Source organism: Chromobacterium sp. IRSSSOUMB001 (assembly GCF_023507765.1).
GTDB classification, from domain to species: Bacteria; Pseudomonadota; Gammaproteobacteria; order Burkholderiales; family Chromobacteriaceae; genus Chromobacterium; species Chromobacterium haemolyticum.
The window spans coordinates 1-22,423 of record NZ_JALCYU010000001.1 but is presented as its reverse complement, the minus strand read 5'-3'; the positions used below and the strand labels follow the sequence as shown (position 1 = coordinate 22,423).

Annotated in this window: 21 protein-coding genes; 11 read left to right on the top strand and 10 right to left on the bottom strand. The window is 60.2% G+C overall.

Annotated features, from left to right (window positions below):
* Positions 1–4 precede the first annotated feature (4 nt).
* Positions 5–439 (bottom strand): Fur family transcriptional regulator, encoded by a 435-nt coding sequence (locus MOV80_RS00105; RefSeq protein ID WP_019101166.1) that lies wholly within the window; start codon positions 437–439, stop codon positions 5–7.
* Between the two features lie 172 nt (positions 440–611).
* Here MOV80_RS00105 and MOV80_RS00100 point away from each other — a divergent pair, with 172 nt between their 5' ends.
* Together MOV80_RS00100 and MOV80_RS00095 are read left to right on the top strand one after the other, a co-directional pair.
* Complete coding sequence (locus MOV80_RS00100) at positions 612–1,040, top strand: cytochrome c (RefSeq protein ID WP_249604735.1); 429 nt, start codon at positions 612–614, stop codon at positions 1,038–1,040.
* 87 nt (positions 1,041–1,127) lie between these two features.
* Positions 1,128–1,565: a cytochrome c gene (locus tag MOV80_RS00095; protein WP_249604734.1), complete on the top strand. Its 438-nt coding sequence runs from the start codon at positions 1,128–1,130 to the stop codon at positions 1,563–1,565.
* A gap of 84 nt (positions 1,566–1,649) precedes the next feature.
* On the opposite strand, the gene MOV80_RS00090 is transcribed toward MOV80_RS00095, so the two are convergent.
* Positions 1,650–2,309, bottom strand: a complete 660-nt coding sequence (locus MOV80_RS00090) for a cytochrome b/b6 domain-containing protein (protein WP_019101163.1) — start codon at positions 2,307–2,309, stop codon at positions 1,650–1,652.
* Positions 2,310–2,595: 286 nt separating this feature from the next.
* On the opposite strand from MOV80_RS00090, the gene tyrS reads away from it, so the two are divergent.
* Complete coding sequence (gene tyrS / locus MOV80_RS00085; protein ID WP_019101162.1) at positions 2,596–3,870, top strand: tyrosine--tRNA ligase; 1,275 nt, start codon at positions 2,596–2,598, stop codon at positions 3,868–3,870.
* 59 nt (positions 3,871–3,929) lie between these two features.
* On the opposite strand, the gene MOV80_RS00080 is transcribed toward tyrS, so the two are convergent.
* The 6 genes from MOV80_RS00080 to radC form a co-directional block, all read right to left on the bottom strand.
* Positions 3,930–4,493: a flavin reductase family protein gene (locus tag MOV80_RS00080; protein ID WP_039754581.1), complete on the bottom strand. Its 564-nt coding sequence runs from the start codon at positions 4,491–4,493 to the stop codon at positions 3,930–3,932.
* A 188-nt stretch (positions 4,494–4,681) separates the two neighbouring features.
* Positions 4,682–5,908 carry a DUF3443 domain-containing protein gene (locus MOV80_RS00075; RefSeq protein ID WP_081575734.1) on the bottom strand — a complete coding sequence of 409 codons (1,227 nt, stop codon included), beginning with the start codon at positions 5,906–5,908 and terminating at the stop codon, positions 4,682–4,684.
* A 15-nt stretch (positions 5,909–5,923) separates the two neighbouring features.
* Positions 5,924–6,382 carry a DUF2844 domain-containing protein gene (locus tag MOV80_RS00070; RefSeq protein ID WP_081575735.1) on the bottom strand — a complete coding sequence of 153 codons (459 nt, stop codon included), beginning with the start codon at positions 6,380–6,382 and terminating at the stop codon, positions 5,924–5,926.
* A 229-nt stretch (positions 6,383–6,611) separates the two neighbouring features.
* On the bottom strand, positions 6,612–6,989 hold the full coding sequence (locus tag MOV80_RS00065) for an oxidoreductase (RefSeq protein WP_019101158.1): 378 nt from the start codon (positions 6,987–6,989) through the stop codon (positions 6,612–6,614).
* Between the two features lie 155 nt (positions 6,990–7,144).
* The gene (locus tag MOV80_RS00060; protein WP_019101157.1) at positions 7,145–7,396 is read right to left on the bottom strand and encodes a hypothetical protein; all 252 of its coding nucleotides are present in this window, start codon (positions 7,394–7,396) and stop codon (positions 7,145–7,147) included.
* A gap of 100 nt (positions 7,397–7,496) precedes the next feature.
* The gene (radC, locus tag MOV80_RS00055) at positions 7,497–8,171 is read right to left on the bottom strand and encodes a DNA repair protein RadC (protein WP_019101156.1); all 675 of its coding nucleotides are present in this window, start codon (positions 8,169–8,171) and stop codon (positions 7,497–7,499) included.
* A gap of 157 nt (positions 8,172–8,328) precedes the next feature.
* Between radC and coaBC the strand changes: the two genes are divergently transcribed.
* The 3 genes from coaBC to MOV80_RS00040 all read left to right on the top strand — a co-directional run bounded on the left by coaBC (position 8,329) and on the right by MOV80_RS00040 (position 11,180).
* Positions 8,329–9,513 (top strand): bifunctional phosphopantothenoylcysteine decarboxylase/phosphopantothenate--cysteine ligase CoaBC, encoded by a 1,185-nt coding sequence (gene coaBC, locus MOV80_RS00050; protein WP_107732462.1) that lies wholly within the window; start codon positions 8,329–8,331, stop codon positions 9,511–9,513.
* A 48-nt stretch (positions 9,514–9,561) separates the two neighbouring features.
* Complete coding sequence (gene dut, locus MOV80_RS00045; protein WP_019101154.1) at positions 9,562–10,017, top strand: dUTP diphosphatase; 456 nt, start codon at positions 9,562–9,564, stop codon at positions 10,015–10,017.
* A 149-nt stretch (positions 10,018–10,166) separates the two neighbouring features.
* Positions 10,167–11,180: a GGDEF domain-containing protein gene (locus tag MOV80_RS00040; protein ID WP_052052289.1), complete on the top strand. Its 1,014-nt coding sequence runs from the start codon at positions 10,167–10,169 to the stop codon at positions 11,178–11,180.
* A gap of 92 nt (positions 11,181–11,272) precedes the next feature.
* On the opposite strand, the gene MOV80_RS00035 is transcribed toward MOV80_RS00040, so the two are convergent.
* Positions 11,273–16,084: an NAD-glutamate dehydrogenase gene (locus MOV80_RS00035; protein WP_249604733.1), complete on the bottom strand. Its 4,812-nt coding sequence runs from the start codon at positions 16,082–16,084 to the stop codon at positions 11,273–11,275.
* Positions 16,085–16,599: 515 nt separating this feature from the next.
* Between MOV80_RS00035 and MOV80_RS00030 the strand changes: the two genes are divergently transcribed.
* The 5 genes from MOV80_RS00030 to MOV80_RS00010 all read left to right on the top strand — a co-directional run bounded on the left by MOV80_RS00030 (position 16,600) and on the right by MOV80_RS00010 (position 20,858).
* Complete coding sequence (locus tag MOV80_RS00030; protein WP_019101151.1) at positions 16,600–17,364, top strand: ABC transporter substrate-binding protein; 765 nt, start codon at positions 16,600–16,602, stop codon at positions 17,362–17,364.
* A gap of 165 nt (positions 17,365–17,529) precedes the next feature.
* The gene (locus MOV80_RS00025; RefSeq protein WP_019101150.1) at positions 17,530–18,219 is read left to right on the top strand and encodes an ABC transporter permease; all 690 of its coding nucleotides are present in this window, start codon (positions 17,530–17,532) and stop codon (positions 18,217–18,219) included.
* The gene (locus MOV80_RS00020) at positions 18,216–18,947 is read left to right on the top strand and encodes an ABC transporter permease (protein ID WP_043594264.1); all 732 of its coding nucleotides are present in this window, start codon (positions 18,216–18,218) and stop codon (positions 18,945–18,947) included. Before MOV80_RS00025 ends, MOV80_RS00020 begins: the two co-directional genes overlap by 4 nt.
* Positions 18,948–18,974: 27 nt before the next feature.
* The gene (locus tag MOV80_RS00015) at positions 18,975–19,763 is read left to right on the top strand and encodes an ATP-binding cassette domain-containing protein (RefSeq protein ID WP_043594267.1); all 789 of its coding nucleotides are present in this window, start codon (positions 18,975–18,977) and stop codon (positions 19,761–19,763) included.
* A 90-nt stretch (positions 19,764–19,853) separates the two neighbouring features.
* On the top strand, positions 19,854–20,858 hold the full coding sequence (locus MOV80_RS00010; RefSeq protein WP_043594269.1) for a GlxA family transcriptional regulator: 1,005 nt from the start codon (positions 19,854–19,856) through the stop codon (positions 20,856–20,858).
* Positions 20,859–20,863: 5 nt separating this feature from the next.
* Here the strand turns inward: MOV80_RS00010 and MOV80_RS00005 are convergent.
* On the bottom strand, positions 20,864–22,423 hold a 1,560-nt coding region (locus MOV80_RS00005; RefSeq protein ID WP_249604732.1), incomplete at its 5' end, for an ATP-binding protein.

Here is a 22,423-nt window from a genome sequence, read left to right as displayed (position 1 = left end):
GGATTCAGGCGCTGCAGGACTGGCAACGCCCCGTCAACACCAGGTTTTGCGGGCACAGAGAGAAGGCCACCGCCTGCGCGGCCTGGCGCAACGCGCTCAAGGCCGGCGCGGCATCGATCTCCTGTACCTGGCCACAGTCGCCGCAGACAAGGATCAGCCCTTCATGCTGGCATTCGAAGTGATCGCAGACGATGAAGCCGTTCAAGGCGTCCACCTTGTGCAGCAGGCCGTGTTCCACCAGGAAATCCAGCGCGCGATACACGGTGGGCGGCGCGGCGGCGCCGCGCTCCTGCTGCAGATCCGCCAGGACCTGATAGGCCTTGACCACCCCGCTGTAACGCAACACCAGCTCCAGCACCTGACGGCGCAACGCGGTCAGCTTGCTGCCGCGCCGTTCACAATGCCGCTCCGCCGCGGCCAGATAGGCTTGATGGTCCATGCCGGACACCCGCTTGTTTAATCAGGACGCAATGTTACTGTATAACATCTCAAATTCACAAGGATTAATCATTCATCGGTTTATCATGCCCGCCACTCATGGTAGCTTTGTGCTCCAGAATGTCCATGATAGGCTTATGGCTTACCACCCATCGCTCATATAAGGAAATGACATGAAAAAGCTGTTGATGCTCGCCCTTGCCGCTACTCTCGCCGGCCAGGCCTTTGCCGCCGATCCGATTGCTCAGCGCAAAGACGTCTTCAAGCAATACAAACCGGTGGTTGGCGGCATGGGCAAGATGGTGAAGGGCGAAACGCCCTATAACAAGGATGAGTTCGCCAAGCTGGCCGGCGAGCTGGAAGCTCTGTCCCAAAAACCGTGGCTGCATTTCCCGGCGGGCAGCGGGACCGGCAAGACCGACGCCAAACCGGAAATCTGGAGCAAGCCCGCCGAATGGCAAAAAGCCATCGACAACCACAAAGCCGCCACCGCCAAACTGAAGCAAGTAGCCGCCGGCGGCGATCTGGGCGCAATCAAGGTACAGTTCGGCGCCACCCAGAAGACCTGTAAAGCCTGTCACGACGCATTCCGCAAGGACTAAGTCCTTCGCGTCGGCCCCCGCAGCCCGCTCGCCAGCGGGCTGTTTGCTTGCCTATCCGCAGTCAGACACCACCTCGAAGACCCCGGAATGAAAAAACTGCTGACCGTATTGCTGTTGGGCGCCATCGCGGCGCCGCTGGCACTGGCCGACACGCCGGCCGAAACACGCACCAAATCCTTCAAGAAAGTATTGCTGGCCTTCGAACCCATGGGCGCGGTGGTGCGTGGGCGTGATCCGTACCAGAAAGACGCCTTCATCCGTCAGGCGGACACCTTGAGTCTGATCGCGGCCGAGCCCTTCAATCACTTCCCCGCCAACAGCATCAGCGGAAAAAGCCGAGCCAAGCCGGAAATCTGGAGCCAGCCCGCCAAGTTCCAGGCTGACAAGGACGCCTTCCTCAAAGCCGTGGCCGACCTGAGACAGGCCGCCCGAGGCGGCGACCTCGCCGCCATCAAGAAAAACTACGGCGCGGTGGCGCAAAGCTGCAAGTCCTGTCACGACGCCTTCCGCGGCCCGGAAAAATAAATCGCGACCATGAAAAAAGGGCGGTGTTGACCGCCCTTTTTCTTGCCTGCCTACGCGACGCGGACAGCGCTCCGCGACTTGCGCTCACAAACGCGTCAACAGCACATAAATGCCGCCGCTGGACACCAGCAAGGCCACCAGCGCGATGATGGCCGGCGCGAACTCCAGACGCGGCACATCGCCGGCGATGGCTTTGTTGCCGGTGATCATCGCCTTCACCAGATTGTTCTTCTTGAACAAACGGTAAGCGATGATGGCCAGCAAGTGCAGGCCGACCAGCCCCAGGATCACATTGAAGAAGCCCTTGTGGAACGAGGTAGCGGCTTCGGCCGCGTCGCCGCTCAGCAGCTTGGCCAACGGGCCGTCGTACAAATAGCTGTCGACATCGGCGGCGAACAGTCCGGTGCCCACCTGGGCCAGCAAGGCCAACAACATCGCCAACACCATCAGGCCGCCCAAAGGGTTGTGGCCCGGCTGCTCGTTCTCGGTCAGCTCGCCGCGCAAATAGCGGACAATGCTGCGCGGCCCCTTGATGAAATTGCCGAAACGCGCGGTCTGGCTCCCTATCACGCCCCATATCAAACGAAACAGCAGCAGACTGGCGAGGGCGGAACCGCACCAGATATGGTATTGCAGCCAATCTCCGCCCTGCTCGCCGCTATACCACATGCCGCAGAACAGAATCACCAGCGCCCAGTGAAACAAGCGAGTGGGAACATCCCACACTTTTACCAATTGCGTCATCGCGCTTTCACTCCGTGTATCCAAAATCCGCCCGCCCAAGCATTACCTGAGTTAGTGCATTGCAACATGATATTACCGTGCAGGGCTGACAAACCCTAACCCAAATGGGGTTTTACCCAATTCTACCGACAAAAAGGGGGCAAAAACCACTGGTTTTCGGTTAATATCCTTCACTGGGCTCGCTTGGCGAGTCCGGCTACGCCGCCCGCCAACGGGCGGCCTAACTTTTTGCGGCGGCGCCCTCATCCCGCCATTGCCGCGCATCACCTTGTTGGAGACCCGATAAATGAACCATGCCCCCCTGATTCAGGATCTGCAGGCCCGCGGCCTGATTGCGCAAACCACGGACGCCGTTGCGCTGGAGGAACTTCTGAGCAAGGAGCAGGTAACCCTTTATTGCGGCTTCGACCCTACCGCCGACAGCTTGCACTTGGGCCATCTGGTGCCGGTGCTCATGCTGCGTCGCTTCCAGCAGGCTGGCCATCGCCCGGTAGCGCTGGTGGGCGGCGCAACCGGCATGATAGGCGACCCCAGCTTCAAAGCCGCCGAGCGCAAACTGAACACGCCGGACGTGATCCAGGGCTGGGTGGAGAAGATCCGCGGCCAAGTCGAGCCCTTCCTCAGTTTCGAAGGCGACAACGCCGCCTTGATGGCCAATAACTACGACTGGTTCGGCCAAATGAACACGCTTGATTTCCTGCGCGACATCGGCAAACATTTCTCGGTCAACGCAATGATCAAGAAAGAATCGGTGCAGCAACGCATCAACCGCGAAGACCAGGGCATCTCCTTCACCGAGTTCTCGTACAGTCTGCTGCAAGGCTATGACTTCGCCGAGTTGAACCGCCGCTTCGGCTGCAAGCTGCAGATCGGTGGCTCCGACCAGTGGGGCAATATCACCGCCGGCATCGACCTCACCCGCCGCCTGCAACAGCAGCAGGTATTCGGCCTGACTGTGCCGCTGGTGACGAAATCCGACGGCACCAAGTTCGGCAAGACCGAATCCGGCGCCATCTGGCTGGACGCCAAAAAGACATCGCCGTACGCCTTCTATCAGTTCTGGCTGGGCACCGCCGACGCCGACGTGTACAAATTCCTGCGCTACTTCACCTTCCTGTCGCTGGAAGAAATCGCCGCGATCGAAGCCGCCGACCAGGCGCGCGACGGCAAGCCGGAAGCGCAGCGCATCCTGGGCGAACAGATGACGGCCATGGTGCACGGCGCCGCAGCGCTGGAAGCGGCGCAGCGCATCACTCAAAGCCTGTTCAACAATGACCTGAGCAGCCTCACCGCCGACGATTTCGCTCAACTGGCTCAGGACGGCCTGCCCAGCATCCAGCTTGAACGCGACGCCGACAGCCTGATCGACGCGCTGGCCGCCGGCGGCCTGGCCAAATCCAAGAGCGAGGCGCGCACCTTCATCCAGAGCGGCGCGGTCAGCGTCAACGGCGACAAAGCCGACAGCCTGGAGCAGCGCTTCAGCGACGCGGAACGCCTGTTTGGCCGCTACACCCTGCTTAAGCGCGGCAAGAAGAATTACGCGCTGGTGGAATGGCGCTGAGCGCAGCACTCGCATCAAGCGAAAGCGGCCATGACGGCCGCTTTTTTATCGTCGGAACCCTATTTTTCCACCTCGAAAGCCTCCCCGGTAGCAAAAAAAGCGCCGCCGGCAATATAGTGCAAGCTGCGCTTGGCATCGTCATCGAAGCGCCAATGGCCATCGGCGAACACCTCCGCGTCCGCCTCCGCCGCCACCACTTCTCCGATGAACAGATCATAGCGGGACTCATTTTCCGGTTCGCTGATTACTCTGCACTCCAGATAGGCGATGCAGCCATCCACGCGCGGCGCGCCCACTCGCAGCGAAGGAAGCCGGCTCAGGCCGCTGTGCGCAAACTTGTCCACCCGCCTGCCGTCGGCGCCGCCGGCGCGCAGCACCTCCGCGGCCTGAGCGCGGCAAGGCACGTTGAGCACAAACTCGCCCGAAGCCTCGATCAGCTCCCGAGAGTAGGTTGCCTTGTCGATGACGACCGCCACCTTGGGCGGATCAAAATCCAGCGGCATGGCCCAGGCCGCCGCCATCACATTGCTGCGCTCCCCGGCCGCGCAGGACACCAAGACCGTGGGACCATGGTTCAATAAACGATAGGATTTCGCCAGATCGACTGCGAGCAAACGAGACATGGGCATACTCGAGAAAACATGAAGCGGCTATTCTAGCCGAAGGTGCCGTTAGCCATCCGACGCGGATAAAAAAAGCCCGGCGCTCGCCGGGCGTACAGATTGCTAATTTCAACAAAGGAGAAGTCATCGAGATGACTATCCAGATATAGGACGCTTTATATTGCGTTGCAAGAATCCCGCAAATCCTTCTAAAACAGGAACATCGGCCCGCTGCCTAGCGGATTGCTCTTTCCTTCCAGGCCGATATACACGTTGCGGCCGTAAAAGAAGGGTAAGCCCCAGTCAAAGTAGCCGCTAAGGAAGCCGCTGGACGGCGCTCCCACCGCCGGCAGAGCGGAATAACCTTGCGACAACAGCGTTACGGCGTTGCCAAGATTGAAGCCCACCGCGCTGCTGTTGCCGCCGCTGCTCAAGCTGGCGTTGAGGCTCAAGATGCCGCCGGGGCAGAACCAGGTGCTGCTGCCCACCACGCAGGTGGCGATCGTGGCATCGGGGAAAAACAGCCCATTGGAACCACTATCCAGAAAGCTGCTGTAGCTGAGCGATTTATAGCTGGTCGTGATCGCATCCACGCCATTGCCGTCTAGTGTGGTGGGGAAGGCCTTGGCCGACCCCAAAGCGTTGTTGCTCTGCGTACCCACGCCAAAATACAGCGTCCCGGCCACGCTAGGAGCCCCGCTGATCGCCACCGCCGGCAATTGCAGCATCACCCCGTTATTGTCGCCGGCGAAACCCGCCACAGGATGGGACACCTGCAAAGCCGCGGCCGCCTGAGCCTGTTGACAAGTCAAGGCAGTGGGGCAGGCGTAGTAATAGCCGTTATTGCTAATGCTGGCGCAGTTGCTACCGCAATCCTGCTGCCGCAGGCCAACGCCCAGAATACCGTTGGCTTTCAACGTCGACAGGCTCCCCAAATTGTTCCCCACCCCGCTGCAGGCGGCCGGAATAAAACTGTAGGCGGGATCGCTGATAATCTGGATGGGCAGGGACGACGCTGTCTTGCCCGCCATTTTGACATCGGCGTAGCGGACGCTGCCCCAGGTGAAGCCGCTGGCGAACTGCATGCATTCCACCAGTTGCCGGCTATTCGATGTCACGCCGGGCAGGCTGCCCAACGTCAGTCCGCTCACGGCACTGGCCAACAGGCGCAAACCGCTGGAGCCGGTATCCACCAGCACCCGGCTGATCGTCTGACATTGGCTACCGCCCGGCGCGCAAATCGTCACCGAGACATAGGGCATATTGATCTGATAGACATTGGGCACCGGGCCGCTGTCTATCGTCATCGTCACCGAATTAGCCGTCGACCCGCCGTTGTCCGGCGGCGCAATGCCGCCAGCTCCACCTCCCCCTCCTCCGCACGCCGTCAATAGCAGCACGCACGTCAGCCTCAGCCAAAAGAGAGCCTGTTTCATCTCGTCCCACCCGAATTATTTGAGTTGATCGATGTCGAGTCCCGCCGGCACCAGCGCGGGCACATAGGCCAGACCGAAAAAAGCGCGACCGCGACCGGCTGAGACCACAATCAGCCCCGGCTTGCGCCCCTCCAAGCGATTAAGCCCCGCCTGATTGGACTGTTGAGAGGAAACATAGCTGGAAAAGTAGTCGCCAAGCAGCTGCCTCATATCCGGCAGCGATGCGCCCTGCCACGCCACCGCGAACACCACGCCGTCCGCCTGTCGGGCGAACTCGCGGATGAGACGGCCTGCCTCGTCCCGGCTCTGCGCCACGGAATAGAGCACCGACGGCGCAGCCTTCAAGGCCAGCGCTTGCGGAGCAACAATCGCGCGCCCCGCCGGCAAAGGCTGCCCCAAGGCGGCCAAGGCAGGGCCGGAGAACAGGCTGAGGCCAAGCAACAAGGCGTGCCCCGCCATGAAAGACGTCTGCATGAATACCCCCCATCAAATGGAAACTACAACCGCTCCCGGATGCTTTGTCCGGGACTTCAGAATATGCGCGGTGCCAACGCCGCCATCAAAATATAGCACCTGAGCATGAAAGAGCAGCCCGATTGAGTTGCGGGGAGGCGTGATCGAGAATAAAAAAAGGGGGGCGAAAGCCCCCCAGCGTCCTCAAAATTCAACCAGCTGCCCGCCAGTCAAATCCTGGATTTCTCCATCAATACGCCAACGAATCGTCGTGCCGGGTCGTCACCAGCTTGCCCGCGCCCAGGGACAGCATTAGCAGGGCGACGCGTTCATGGACAATCACCGTATGGGTATTGCCGGAAAACTGCATGTAACGGCGCAAGTCCTCACGAACTTTGCGCGAGCCGGTCACGTCGATGATGATGTCGATGCTGCTGCCCTGCTCGGCCAACTCGATGAAATTATCCGTGACGGAAATGCCACGTTGCTGAGCCAGCAGAATGCCCGGCGAATCCAGGTTCAAGTCCGCCACGCCCACCATTCCGACAAACGGCGCGTCCAACAGCTGCCGCAACAGCGGCGTTCCGGTTTCACCCGCGCCTATCATGCCTACTTTGATCTGTTCCATGCGGCCACCCAAATATGACTATCAAATAAACACCGCACTGTAACAGCTTTGACCCTGGTCGCTATTTGAGCCAAATCAAGCGGAGCCGCAAGGGCCGCCACAATGTAACAGGCCCGGACATCGCCGGGCCTGCTAACGTGAAGCTTCGGATGAAATCAATGCAGATTCTGCTGCGACAGGAAACGTAAATAACCAACGCCTTCCAACCAAAAGCCGCCATCGGCCAGCGGCGTCGCCTCCTCTAGATCCGCCACGGTCAACACCAGCTCCTGACCATCCAGGTTGGCTTCCAACACCACATCATCGTCATCGGAAAACTCTTCGGAAGCCGTGTGGAAATCCGGTTTCACGAACTGATTGTTAACCTGAATATAGTCGGACTCATTCAGCAGACGCAGGATGTTCATGGCGACCTCCTAATGATGCGGTGAGAGACAAGGTCCAACAAGACAGCAAAAGCGGCGCCGGTTCCAAGCCTCGCGAGCGCTCCCCGCAACGGCTCAACGCCTACAACCAGCCTCGCTCGGCAAAGGACTCCGCCCGCGCGCCGGTCACGACGAAGTGATCCAGCAACCTTATATCGACCAACTGCAGCGCAGCTTTTAATGTATTGGTTAGAGAATGATCGGCGGCGGATGGTTCGCAAACGCCGGATGGATGGTTATGGGCAATGATCACCCCCGCCGCGTTGTTGGCCAGGGCCCGCCGCACCAGTTCGCGCGGATAGACCCGAGTTTCGGTCAGGGTGCCTCGAAACAACTCTTCTACCGCTATCACACGATTCTGCACAGTCAAGAATACGGCGACGAACACCTCCACGTCCTTGCCCGCAATCGCCAGTCTCAGGAAGTCGCGCACCTGCCGCGGATTGCGCAAGGCGTCCGTCAGGCTCATATCCTCCGCCAACGCCCGCTGAGCCAACTCCTTGCAAGCCATCAACTGCGCGTACTTGGCGGCGCCCAAACCACGCCGAGCCCGAAACTCGTCAAAACTGGCGTTGAGCAAACCGGACAGCGAGCCAAAGTCCAACATCAACTGTCTGGCCATCTCCACCGCGCTCAGCCCTCGCATGCCGGTGCGTAGAAAGATGGCGAGCAATTCGGAGTCCGACAGCGCGGCCGCTCCTTGAGCCAACAACTTTTCTCGGGGACGCTCGGCCTCCGGCCAATGGGCGATAGACATCTGCACGCTCCTCCTCTGGCTATAGCACTGTTTTCAGGGTCAGACCAAACGCGATGAAGCATGGCCTACCATATCATCGAAGCCTCATGCCGGCCAGCGCGCCCAGTCCGTGGAAATCCGCTAAAATTGGACATTTACCGCCTGTTGCGACAAGCCCATGACAAGCAAGAAAATTCTGCTAGGCATTACCGGCGGCGTCGCCGCCTACAAGGCGGCGGAGCTGACCCGCCTTCTCGTCAAAGCCGGCCACAGCGTGGAAGTGGTGATGACGGAGTCGGCCACGCGCTTCGTGACCCCGGCCACATTCCAGGCCCTGTCCGGCCACGCGGTGTACACCGACCTCTGGGACGAACGCCCCAGCAACGCGATGGCTCATATCGATCTATCCCGCCGCGCTGATGTTTTCCTGATTGCGCCGGCCACCGCGAACACCTTGTTCAAGCTGGCCCACGGCGCCTGCGACGACCTGCTCTCCACGCTGGCCGCCGCCCGCGCTTGTCCGCTGATCGTGGCGCCGGCGATGAACCGGCAAATGTGGGACAATCCGCCTAATCAGCGCAATATGGCGCAGTTGCGCGCCGATGGCGTCGCCGTCTTCGGACCGGCCAACGGCGCCCAGGCTTGTGGTGAAACCGGCGAAGGGCGCATGCTGGAGCCGGAAGAGGTCGCGGAATTACTGGAAGGATTTTTCTGCGCCAAGGTGCTGGCCGGGAAGAAGGTTTTGCTCACCGCCGGCCCCAGCTACGAGGCCATAGACACGGTGCGCGGCATCACCAACATCAGCTCTGGCAAGATGGGCTACGCGTTGGCGCGCGCCTGCCGCGACGCCGGAGCCGAAGTCACCCTGATCTCCGGTCCCACCGGCATGGAGGCCCCGCTGGGCATGCGTCGCGTCGATGCGGCCAGCGCCCGGCAAATGCACGATGCGGTGATGGCCGAAGTGGGACAAAGCGATATTTTCATTTCCGTGGCGGCAGTGGCCGATTACAGGGTCAAGAACCCGTCGGCCCACAAGATCAAGAAAGGCGCCACGCCGCCCACCCTGGAGCTGGAGGAAAACCCGGACATTCTCGCCACCGTCGCTTCCTTGCCCGCCGCCCCGTTCTGCGTTGGCTTCGCGGCGGAAAGCCAGAACCTGCTGGAGTTCGCCGAAGCCAAGCGCCAGCGCAAGAAACTGCCGCTGCTGGTAGCTAACTTGGCGCAACAAGCCATGGGCGCCGACGACAATCAGGTGGCGCTGCTGGACCGGAACGGCCCTCACCCCCTGCCCAGCATGCCCAAGCCGGACGTGGCCAAAGCCATTGTCGAGCATCTGGCCAAGCTGTTGCCGCAAAACCAATAAGCAATCGACACCGCGGCCGCCTCGCGCAGCCGACACGAAAGGACTCTCATGAAGAAACCCGTCATTGACGTCAAGATTTTGGACCCGCGTCTGAAACAAAACCTGCCCAACTACGCTACCCCGGGCTCGGCCGGGCTTGACCTGCGCGCAGCCATCGAGCAGGACATCACCATCGCTCCGGGCGAAACCCAGTTGATCCCCACCGGCATGGCCATCCATATCGCCAACCCCAACCTGGCCGCCATGCTGCTGCCGCGCTCCGGTCTTGGCCACAAACACGGCATCGTGTTGGGCAACCTAGTGGGGCTGATCGATTCCGACTACCAAGGACAATTGTTCGTGTCGGTGTGGAACCGCGGCCATGAACCGTTCCGGCTGACGCCTCTGGAACGCATTGCGCAGATGATCATCGTGCCCATCGTTCAGGTGGGTTTCAATATCGTCGACGACTTCGAAAGCTCGGAGCGCGGCGACGGCGGCTTCGGCAGCACCGGACGCAACTGAGGCCGGCCGCCTCGCGATTGCCTATACTCACTCTGAACGGGAGCGATCCCGCGCGGCCGCGGCGGCCGCACACGCGGCTCCCGTGGGCCCCTGGAGCTTGCGGGGTACGCCACGCCGTCCCCAACCCTCGCAAAGAAGGATGCGCCGGCATGAAGCAAAGCCCTCACGAGGACGACAGCAAGCGGATTCTCGACAATCTTGTCGAACTCACCTCCCAACGCGAACAGGACCTGCTGGAAAGCAGCCTGGCCTCCACGCTGGTCGAGGTGATGCGCGTGGACAAGGTGGAGCTATTCGCCTGTCGTTGGGTCAACGGCGTACCCTACACCCGCCGAAGACTAAGCGCCGCCTCCGTCGACGGCAAGACTCAGATTACGGAAACCTCCAGCGACAGCTGGCTGCCCCCGCCCATCTTCCTCTACGACCTGCTCAACGCGCTGGACAGGGACGACGGCATTTTCCGTATTCCCCACGGTCTATGCCTGCCCTTGCGCTGCATGGGCAGCATCGTATCCCTGCTGGTCATTCATGTGACCTCCGAACAGAAAGTCAACAAGGCCATGCTGAAGGCCATGGCCAGGATTCACGAGAACTTCCTGCGCCTGCTGTTCGAGGCGGACCGGGATATGCTCACCGCGCTGAACAATCGCCGCAAATTCGATTTGCGCCTGTTCAACCTGATGGCGGCTCAGTTGCAATCTCCAAGCGAAAGTCACACCTGCACCTTGGCACTATTGGACGTGGATCATTTCAAAAGGGTCAACGACCAGTTCGGCCACATGGTGGGCGATGAGGTGCTGCTCTTGCTCGCGCAGCTGATGCAGCAGTCGTTTCGCGAAGACGACAGCCTGTTCCGCTACGGCGGCGAGGAGTTCGCCATCATCTTCCAAGGACTGCCTCCGGCCGAAGCGGCGGTGGCGCTGGAACGCTTCCGCCAGCGCGTCGAGCAATACGCCTTCCCCCAAGTCGGACGCCTGACCGTCAGCCTCGGCTTCACCCGCATCCTGCCGCAGCTGTTGCCGGGACAGCTGGTGGAGCAGGCGGATAGGGCCTTGTATTACGCCAAAACCCATGGCCGCAATCTGGTGTGCAGTTACGAAGAGCTGGTGGCAGGCGGCCAGCTCGACAGCGCGCAGCGTTTCGGCGAAATCGACTTGTTCTAAACCAAGCCGCTCCGCTTCCAATCCCTATCTTCCTGGCGTAAAAAAACCGGCTCCAAGGAGCCGGTTTTCAATTGACGCGATCCGCAGGCCGCTTACGACAGCAGATGGTTGCTCAGCTCGCGCATGCCGGCCGACAACATGGCCAAATCCAGCACGCTGAACGACTGCAGTTCCGCGAACATCTGCGCGCAAACCTCCACCTGCTGGTGGCGCTTCTCCATCCACTGTTGCGCAAAGGTCTCCACGCCAGCGGCGTCCTGCAGCGCCTGCCCCACCAGATTGCGATGCACGCGGTACAGATCGTCGCGCAGCGCGGAACGCGCCAGCGACTGCCAGCGATTGTCGCGCGGCAGGCTGGTGATCGCATCGCGCAGCCAATCCAACTGCATCGCGTGACCCAACTGGTAGTAGTTCTTGGCCAAAAGCTCCAGCGGCAGTTTGCTGCCTTCGCTGATTTCGATGATATCCATCAGCGGCACGGCAAACTCCAGTCGCGCCAATACTTGCGCCAGCGGCTGCGGCATGCCCGGCTGGCTTAGACGTTCTTCCAGCACCGCCACCGCCGGGTAACCGCCGGAAGCGATCAACTGGGGCAGCTGCGCCAACAGGGCCTGCACCTTGGCGGCGTACTGTTCGATCACCGCGTTCACCGAGGCGAACGGACGCTTATTACGCAGCACCCAGCGCGTCACGCGCTCCACCAGCGTGCGCACCAGCACCATCATCTCCACCTGACGATCCGCCGGCACCTTGTTGTCCAAAGCTTCGATCTCGCTCCACAGGCGCTCGGCGTCGAACACGCGGCTGGCAATCCACCAGGCACGGGCGATGTCGCCGGCGGAGAACGGAGACTCTTCCTGCATGCGGAACACAAAAGTGGTGCCCATGCGGTTGATGATCTGGTTGGCCAACTGGTTGGCGATGATCTCGCGCTTCAGCTGATGCTGCTGCATCTGCGCGCCAAAACGCTGCTGCAGCGGTTTCGGGAAGTAATGGGTCAGAATCGACAGGAAGTCCGCGTCGTCCGGCACATCGGTGGCCAAAATCGCCTGATCCAGTGAAATCTTGCTATAGGACAACAGCACCGCGATTTCCGGCACCGTCAGACCCTGACGGGCCAAACGTCGCTCATTAATCTGGGTTTCAGACGGCAGGTACTCGATCTCGCGGTTCAGCTCGCCGGTTTTTTCCATGTGCGCGATCATGCGCGCATGGGTAGTCAGCATCGCGGCAGCCTCCTGGCGCTTGATCGCCAGAATCTGGGTCTGCTGGATATTGTTGCGCAACACCAGCTGCGCCACCTCGTCGGTCATTTCCGCCAGCAGCTGATTGCGCTGCTTCAAGGTCATATCCCCGGCCTGCATTACGCCGCCCAGCAGAATCTTGATGTTGACCTCGTGGTCGGAGCAATCCACGCCGGCGGAGTTATCGATGGCATCGGTGGCAATGCGCCCGCCGTTCAGCGCGAACTCGACGCGTCCCAGCTGAGTGCACGTCAGGTTGCCGCCTTCGGCCACCACCCGGGCTTGCAAATCGCGGCCGTCCACGCGCACCGGATCATTGGCGCGATCGCGCGCGTCGGCGTGGCTTTGACTAGACGCCTTGACGTAGGTGCCGATGCCGCCGTTGTACAGCAGATCAATCTTGGCCTTGAGGATCTCGTGGATCAGCTCGTTCGGCGCCATGCTGTCCTTGTCCGTTTCCAGCCAGGCCTTCACTTCAGGCGACAAGGGGATGGACTTGGCAGAGCGCTCGAAGATGCCGCCGCCCTTGGAGATCAGCTCACGGTTGTAATCGGTCCAGCTGGAACGCGGCAATTTGAACAAGCGCGCGCGCTCGGCGTAGCTCTTGGCCGCATCGGGCGTCGGGTCCAGGAAGATGTGCAGGTGGTTGAACGCCGCTTTCAGGCAGATGTGCTCGGACAACAGCATGCCGTTGCCAAACACGTCGCCGGCCATGTCGCCGATGCCGATCACGCTGAAGTCCTGCTCCTGGGTGTTGATGCCCAGGTGGCGGAAATGGCGCTTGACCGATTCCCAGGCGCCGCGGGCGGTAATGCCCATGCCCTTGTGGTCGTAGCCAGCGGAACCGCCGGAAGCGAAGGCGTCGCCCAGCCAGAAGCCATAATCGGCGGAAATACCGTTGGCGATGTCGGAGAACGTAGCCGTGCCCTTGTCGGCCGCCACGACCAGATACGGATCGTCCGGATCCAGACGGCGCACATCCGCCGGAGGCACGATCTGGCCATTCACCAGATTGTCGGTGACGTCCAGCAGCGCGGAAATGAAGATCTTGTAGCAGGCGACGCCTTCGGCCAGGAAGGCTTCGCGGTCGCTAGGCGCCGGCAACTGCTTGCCGACGAAGCCGCCCTTGGAGCCCATTGGCACGATCACCGAGTTCTTCACCATCTGCGCCTTCACCAGGCCCAGCACCTCGGTGCGGAAGTCTTCCATGCGATCAGACCAGCGCAAACCGCCGCGCGCCACTTTGGAGCCGCGCAAATGCACGCCCTCCACGCGTGGGCTGTACACCCAGATTTCGAACATCGGGCGCGGTTGCGGCAGGAAGGGAATCAGATTGGACTCAAGCTTGAACGAGATGTAGGACTTGAACTCGCCGTCAGCGCCCTTCTGCCAGAAGTTGGTCCGACGGGTGGCCAGGATCACGGACAGGAAACCGTTCAGGATGCGGTCTTCATCCAGGTTGGCCACGCCGTCCAGTTGCTCGCGCAGCTTGGCCAGCAAGGCGTCGGCGCGCGCGTCGTCGGCATGCGTCGGATCCAGACGCACGGCGAACAGTTCGACCAGCAGACGGGTGATAGCCGGATAATTAGCCACGCACTGCTCAATGTAAGCCTGGCTGAAGGTCAAACCGCCCTGACGCAGGTACTTGGCCAAGGCCCGCACCAGCGAAATTTCACGCCAGTCCAACCCGGCCACCAGCGCCAAACGGTTGAAGCCGTCGTTCTCGCAACGCTTGGCGAATACCTGGGTCAACAGCTCCTGGAAGTCCAGCTGCACTTCTTCGCTTGCAATCTGCTCTTCCGCAGACCCCACATCCAGGCCGAAATCGCTTATCCACACCTGACGGCCGTCGGCGCGCTGCACGCAGTACGGATGCTCGTCGCGGACCTTAACGCCCATATTCTCCAAAATCGGCAGACTGGCCGACAGGCCCAGCGCCTCGCCTTCACGGAACAGCTTCAGATTGAACGCCGAAGCGCCGCGATGGAACGGCCGGTACAGCTTCATCGCCAACGGGGAATCGGCGTTGACCGATTCGATATGCTGGATGTCCAGCACCGCGTTGCGCACCGCGAACTCTTCGCGATAAGCCACCGGGAACGCGCCCTTGTAGCGGTTGAACAAGGCGTTGCCCAGTTCCTCGCCGTGGGTCTCCACCAGCAGTTGATGCAGTTCCTCCACCCAGCCGCGCACCAAACGGGCGATTTCAGCCTCGATGTCGGCCTCGTGGAATTCCGGCAACTTGGCGGCGTTGGTACGGATGATGTAATGCACGCGAGCCAGCGAGCCGTCGCTGATCTGTACGCTGAACTCGGCGCTGGTGCCGTTGAAAGCGTTCATCAACACTTTTTCGATCTTCAGGCGCACTTCGGTGTTGAAGCTGTCGCGCGGCACGTACACCAGGCAACTGACATAGCGATGGTAGCGATCCTTGCGCACGAACAGACGCACGCGCGGACGCTCCTGCAGGCTGACGATGCCCTCGGAGATGGGCCCCAGCACTTCGGCTGGAATTTCGAACAGCTCGTCGCGCGGATAAGCCTCCAGCACAAAGTTCAAGGTCTTGGACTTATAGCTGTCGTCCACGTAGTCGCAATTGCGGATCACTGTCGCCACTTTCTGGCGCAGGATGGGCACATCCTTGGGCGAGTCCTGATAGGCGCTGGCAGTGTACAGACCCAGGAAACGGCGTTCGCCGATCACTTCGCCCTTGTCGTTGAAACGCTTGATGCCGACAAAGTCGATATAAGCCGGACGGTGGATGATGGAGCGGGTCTGAGACTTGTTCAGAATGATCAACTGCGGCAGGTGAGCCAGCTCGCGCAGCTCCTGAGGCAGCTGTTCAAAGCTGGCGGAATATTCTTTGTCGCCCTGGTCTTTCAAAATGCCCAGGCCGGACGTTTTCACGATCTTCAGGCTGTCTTTACCGTTGCGGCGCACCAGATCGTAATCGCAATAACCCATGAACAGGAAGTTGCGCTTGGACATCCAGGCCAGGAAGTCCACCGCTTCCTTGGCTTCCACCGCGCGCTTGCCTTTGACCTGGGACAGGTCTTTGCTGATATCGGCCAACACTTCGCGCATTGTCGGTTCGTCGCTTACCACCAGGCGGATATCCGAAAGCACACGATTCAGCTCGGACTCCAGCTGCTTGAGGATGGCCGTGTCGGTCACGCGATCAATCTGCACGTGGATGAAGGATTCCAGCGGCAGGCTGCGGTCCTCGGTGCGTTTGACCTCTTGGATCACACCGTTCTTGTCTCTCCCCACCGACAGGACCGGGTGCACCAGCAAGTGCAGGTTCAGGCTATGGCGCGACAGCAGCATGGTGATGGAGTCGATCAGGAACGGCATATCGTCGTTGACCACTTCAATCACGGTATGGGTGCTTTGCCAACCGTCGCGCTCGAAATCGGGGTTGTAAATGCGAGCCTTGTTCTGACCGCTCAAACGCTTGGCGCCAAACGCGTAATGCGCCGACGCGGCGCCGAACAAGTCCAGCGATGAGAACTGTCTAAGGTCGGCGTGCTCGGCTTCTTCGAAGTAGATCGGGAAGAAAGGCTCGAGCTGGTGTTTCTCCTTTTCAGAAAGCTTGGTCTCTGCTACGGCCTGAATATCGGCGATCAGGCTCGCGAGTTCGGTCTTATTGGTAAGCGACATGTTGCTTCTCTTGTTGTGTGCACGGAGTGTGTCGAGGCATTGTAGATACCCCCATCATGCCGGGATTTCCTTAATGCGACGTGGACGTACATTTTCATGGAAAAGCTTGCTCGCCCCCGCCTGATGCCGCAAGAATAAATCGTGGCGGACGCCACTTTTAGCCTTATAGCAATGCGACGGCGGCTTACAAATTTCTCTCCCAGGCTCACATTGTACACAAGTCCAAAAAAGAAATATAACCCATTGATTTTTTTGGAATTTCCCATCAAGCAAGAATATCGGTTAAAATACGAACACTTGCTCACACCGATTGCCAGACAATGGCCCCATCTTGCGCACGGCGGATAACCGTTGCAAGCTGCGGCCAACTACTGGCAAAAGTAGAAATAACTACAATGGTTCCGGCTTGGGCGAGACACCGTGAGCAGCCTCGTTCCAAGCGCCGGGTTTACAAGCTTGGGTTTGCGTCCAACCAAACGACGCGAACACCCGATAGAGAAGTAGAAATCCACGCCATGAAAAAAGTCCTGATCGCCTCCGCAGCGGCAGCTCTGCTGTCCGGTTTTTCCGTCCAAGCAGAGACACTGCGTTTTGGGGTTGACCTCAACTACCCGCCGTTCTCCAAACAAGGCGCCGATGGCAAGCCGCAAGGTTTCGACATCGACATGGCCAATGCCCTTTGCGCCGCCATGAAAGTCAGCTGTCAAATCGTTCCGCAAGACTGGGACGGTCTGATTCCCGCCCTCAACGCCAACAAATTCGACGCCATCCTGTCCTCGATGCAGATCACCGAGGAACGCAAGAAAGCCGTCGACTTCAGCCGCAAGTACTACAACATCGCCAGCCGCATCGTGGCCAAGTCCGGCACCGCCGTCGATCAAAACAGCTTCAAGGGCAAGAAGATCGGCGTGTTGCGCGCGTCCACCCAAGAGAAGTTCGCCAAGGACTACTGGGGTAAATCCGGCGCCACCATCGTACCGTACGCCAAGTCGCCCGAATCTTTCCTGGACCTGAAGTCCGGCCGCGTTGACGCTGTATTCGTCGACGGCGCCGTCGGCGACCAGGAGTTTCTGAAAACCGCCAACGGCAAGGGCTACGCCTTTGTCGGCCCGAACTACGCCGACGTCAAATACTTCGGCCTGGGCGCGGGCATCGCCGTCAAGAAAGGCAACAAAGCGCTGGCCGATCGCCTGAACAAAGCGATAGACCAGGTGCGCAAGGACGGCAGCTACAAGAAAGTCCAGGACAAGTACTTCAGCTTCGACGTCTACGGCGGCTAATCCCCTCAGCTATCGCACCCGTCCCGGCCGAGCGCCCTAAGGCGCTGGGCGGCTTGCTGCCGCCCGCTCCACGCTCAAGCCGGGACTTTTTTGTTCGGCCCCACTTTGGTAGGCCGAGCAAGGACCGGCCTTGCGCGCAAGGCTGATGAATGAGGCAGTAACACCATGTTTTTGCAAGGTTACCTTCCCAGCATATTGCAAGGAGCGGTGCTCACATTGCAGCTGGCCGGCTCAGCACTGCTCGTATCCATCGTGCTGGGCCTGATTGGCGCGTTGTTCAAGTCCGCCCATTCCAAACTACTGGTCTGGCTGGCGGAGCTCTATTCCACTGTGGTCCGGGGCGTACCCGACCTTGTCTGGATGTTTCTGCTGTTCTTCGGCGTCCAGATGATGATCAATGATTTTTGCGGCCGCATGGGCTGGGAAAGCCCCAACATTGATCCCTTCGTCGCCGGCGTGCTGACTCTGGGCTTCATCTTCGGCGCCTATATGACAGAAACCTTCCGCGGCGCAATGATGGCGGTGCCCAAAGGTCAAATGGAGGCCGGCATGGCCTACGGCATGACGCCGCTGCGCGTCTTCTTCCGCATTACCGTGCCGCAAATGGTCCGCTTCGCCCTGCCCAGTTTCTCCAATAACTGGCTGGTGCTGGTCAAATCCACCGCTCTGGTTTCGGTCATCGGTCTCAACGACGTGATGTACCGCGCCGATGCGGCCAAATCCACCACTCAGGAACCCTTCACCGTCTATCTGATCGTGGGCCTTCTGTTCCTGGCGATCACCGGCGTTTCCAACCTATTGCTGGGCAAACTGGAAAAACGCTATTCGCTGGGCGTCAAGGAGAGCGGACTGTGATCGATTTCCAACTGATTCTGGATAAACTGCCCGCCTTTTTCGGCGGCGGCGACGGCCACGCCGTCATGAGCACCCGCGACGGCCTGCTGATGACGCTGGAACTGCTGTTCATCTCCCTAGCCTTGGGCATGGCGATGGCCGTGCCGATGGCGCTGATGCAAGTCTCCAAAAACCGGCTGGCATCCGGCGCTGTCCGCGTCTATGGCTACGTTTTCCGCGGCACGCCGCTCTTGGTGCAGCTATTCATCATCTACTACGGCCTGGCCCAATTCGGCTGGGTCCGCGACAGTTGGGCCTGGAACTACCTGCAGGAGGCCTATTTCTGCGCCATCCTCGCCTTCACTCTGAACACCGCGGCCTACACCACGGAAATCATCGCCGGCCAGATCAGAAACACCCACTGGGGCGAGATCGAAGCCGCCCAAGCCATGGGCATGAGCAAATGGCTGATGATGCGCCGCATCGTGCTGCCCTCGGCGCTGCGCCGCGCGCTACCCGCCTACAGCAACGAAGTCATCATGATGCTGCAAAGCACCGCAATCGCCGGCTTGGTCACGCTGGCGGACATCACCGGCGTAGCCCGCCGCATCTACGCGGACAGCTACATGGCCTTCGAGCCCTTCCTCACCGCAGGCGCCATTTACCTTGCGCTCACCTTCCTGCTGGTCTGGTTGATGAAGCAGGCGGAAAAACGCTGGCTGGCCTATCTGGCGCCACGCAAGCACTAATGCGGATAGCGATACAGGAACATCATCATGCACACACCCACCGATAAGAATCTGAAGCTGCAAGTCAGCGACCTGCATAAGAGCTACGGCTCTCACGAGGTGCTGAAAGGCGTATCGCTGACCGCTCACGCCGGCGACGTCATCAGCATCATCGGCTCCTCCGGCTCAGGCAAGAGCACCTTTCTGCGTTGCATCAATATGCTGGAGCAACCGAACAGCGGCCGCATCCTCGCCGCCGGCGAAGAGCTGAAGCTGGTCTCAGACCGGAAAACCGGCGCGCTCAAGGCCGCCGACGCCCAGCAATTGGCCCGCATCCGCACCAAGTTAGCCATGGTGTTCCAGCACTTCAACTTATGGGCGCATATGACCGTGCTGGAAAACATCGTCGAAGCGCCTATCCACGTATTGGGGCTCAGCCGTGACGAAGCCTGCGCCCGCGCGCGCAAATATCTGGAGAAGGTGGGCCTGCGCGGCGTCGAAGACAAATACCCGGCCCATATGTCCGGCGGGCAGCAGCAGCGCGTCGCCATCGCCCGCGCGCTGGCGATGGAACCGGAAGTCATGCTGTTCGACGAACCCACCTCTGCGCTGGACCCGGAACTGGTTGGCGAAGTGCTGCGGGTCATGAAGGACCTGGCCGGCGAAGGCCGCACCATGGTGGTTGTCACCCACGAAATGGGCTTCGCCCGCGAAGTATCCAACCACGTCATTTTCCTGCACCAAGGCAAGATAGAAGAGCAAGGCCACCCCAAGGAAGTGTTGGTCCGCCCGCAGAGCGAACGATTGGTACAATTCCTCTCCGGCAGCCTGAAATAAATCGTACAATAGAAAAATGTCGCACACCATGCCGGCCTCATGCCCGGCATGGTGTGTTTTTGTAATCTCCATCCTTCGCCGCGAAAACCAATGGGTCAGCATCCGTCCCACCCCGCCAAGCCACTGCCACTGCGCTACGGCTTTCTGCTCTTGCCCCATGCCTCAATGGCCGATTACGCCATCGCCTCCGAGGTCCTGCTGCACGCCAATTGGCTGGCGGAGAAAAAGCTCTACGAAACCCTGCTGCTCTCCCTGGATGGACAAGCTGTGCCGCTCTCCAACGGCACGCGGTTAGCTGTGGACCTGCCCCTGGACGGCGCCCCCAAGCTGGACTGCCTGCTGGTCCTGGCGGACGACATCAATCCGGACTTCAGCCTGGACGCCTTGAGCAAAGGGCTTACCGCCTGCGGCCCGGATAAAATCCAACTGGGCGGCATAGGCTGCGGCAGCTACTGGCTGGCCCGCACCGGGCACTTCAATGGCCTGCGTGCCACCACGCACTGGCGCGAGATCAGCCGTTTCACGGAAGAGTTCCCGGACGTCATCACCTCGTCCAATCTGTTTGAGATCGACGGCAAACGCCTCAGTTGCGCAGGCGGGGCGGCCACCTTCGACTTCATGCTGACCCTGGTCGGCAATCAGCACGGCCACGAGTTTGTCGCTCAGCTGTCAGAATTATTCAGCATGGAACGCATCCGTCCCGGCAATGAGCGCCAACGCATTCCACTGGCCACTCGCATCGGCGGCAGCCAACCAAAGCTGACCGAGGCGGTCAGCCTGATGGAGGCCAATATAGAAGAGCCGCTCAGCACCGACGACATCGCTTACTATGTTGGCGTCTCCCGCCGCCAGCTGGAGCGCCTGTTCAAGCAATACCTGAGCACGGTGCCGTCCAAATACTATCTGGAACTGCGATTGAGTCGAGCGCGCCAATTGCTGCAGCAAACCAGCAAATCCATCGTGCAGATCGGCCTTGCCTGCGGCTTCTCCAGCGGCCCCCACTTCTCCAGCACCTACCGCAATCATTTCGGCATCACCCCGCGCGAGGAACGCTCGCACCGCACTCAAACCGCGGTCCCTGCCGCCAAAAACTAGGCCACTCAGACGCCCGCCCCGCAGCCATCCGGCGACGGCACAGAAGAACGCTCCGGCTCGCCCTGTCGCGACAGCGGCAACTCAATCCGAAAGCAAGCGCCGCTGGCAGGAATGTTCTCCGCCGAGATCAAGCCACCATACTGCTCCACAATCGTCTGGCAGATCGACAACCCAAGCCCCATACCGTTCGGTTTGGTCGAAAAGAATGGGTGAAACAACACTTCCAACGAGTTCGGCGTGATGCCGCGCCCGGTATCGCGCACCTCAAGAATCGCCTTCTTGCCTTCACGCCGGGTATGCACGATCACATGGCGCTTCATCATTGGCTCATCGCGCAATGCGTCCATTGCGTTCGATAGCAGGTTCAGTACCACCTGCTCCAACTGTATGCTATCGGCCAACACGGCGACAGGATAGCCCGACAACAACTGCACGACCTCGATGCCCCGCTCCTTCAGGTCGTACTCGGCCAGGAACATACAATTGCCAACCACCTGATTCAAGTCGATCAGCCGCGTCTCAATCGCCCGCTTGCTAACCAAGGCGCGCAGGCGCTTGATGATCTCCCCGGCCCGTTCCGCTTGCGCCACTGCCAACCGCAGCGCGGCATTCACCTGGGACGGAGCCTCCTCCACTCCCTCCAACAACTGGATACTGGCCTGGCAATAGTTAGCGATCGCCGTCAATGGCTGGTTCAGCTCGTGCGCGATGCCGGACGCCATTTCACCCATCGTATGCAACCTGGCAACATGAGATAGTTTCTCCAAATGCTCTTTAACCTTGCTCTCGCTGGCCTCCAACGCCGCCACCGTTCGCTGCCGCAAGGGCCCCAGATCGCGTAAAGCGCACACAACGCCGATCAAACCGCCCTCTCGAGAGAACAGCGGCGACACCCCCCCTTCAACCGAACGAATCAGTCCTCTCGCCGACGTCAGCTGCATCCGCTCCGCCAACACCACCGGTTGGGCGGTCCGGAAACACTCGCGGATTGGGTCCTCCGCCAACTCCGCGGCTAATTCGGCCTGTAAATGGAACACCTCGTGACAAACCCGGCCAACCACCTCGTCCACCGCCATCCCCATTAGTTCCAAAGCCATCGGGTTAGCCAGTTCGATTGCATGATCCTGGCGCAAAATAATCACACCATCGTGAATCGCGCTCAGCGTAACGGATGCCCGCTCGCTTTGAAGAAAGATCGCCTCGTCCGATTGCTGACGTTCATGTCGTAAAGCCATGCGTTGCAAGTGAACCAAACCAGCGAACACGAAAAAAGCCAACAACAACGACTGCTGCCACAACCACGGTAACAGCGCCAAATCCGTTACCCTGACATCTCTGGCCACACTCAGCACAAAAGACTGCGCCACGCTTGAAAGCGGGAGTCTAGCCTCCAGGCGACGCAACACTGGCCACCAATCACGCTCGGATGAAGCATGCAGACGTTGGAACAGCGGTGCCCTAGGCGCAACGGCGCCCTCCTGGTACAAGGCCAAATCCAATCCGGGCAGCAAACTCTCCAAGGCCTGCGCCTGCAACAGGCGATCGCAAAATACAACCAAGCCCGC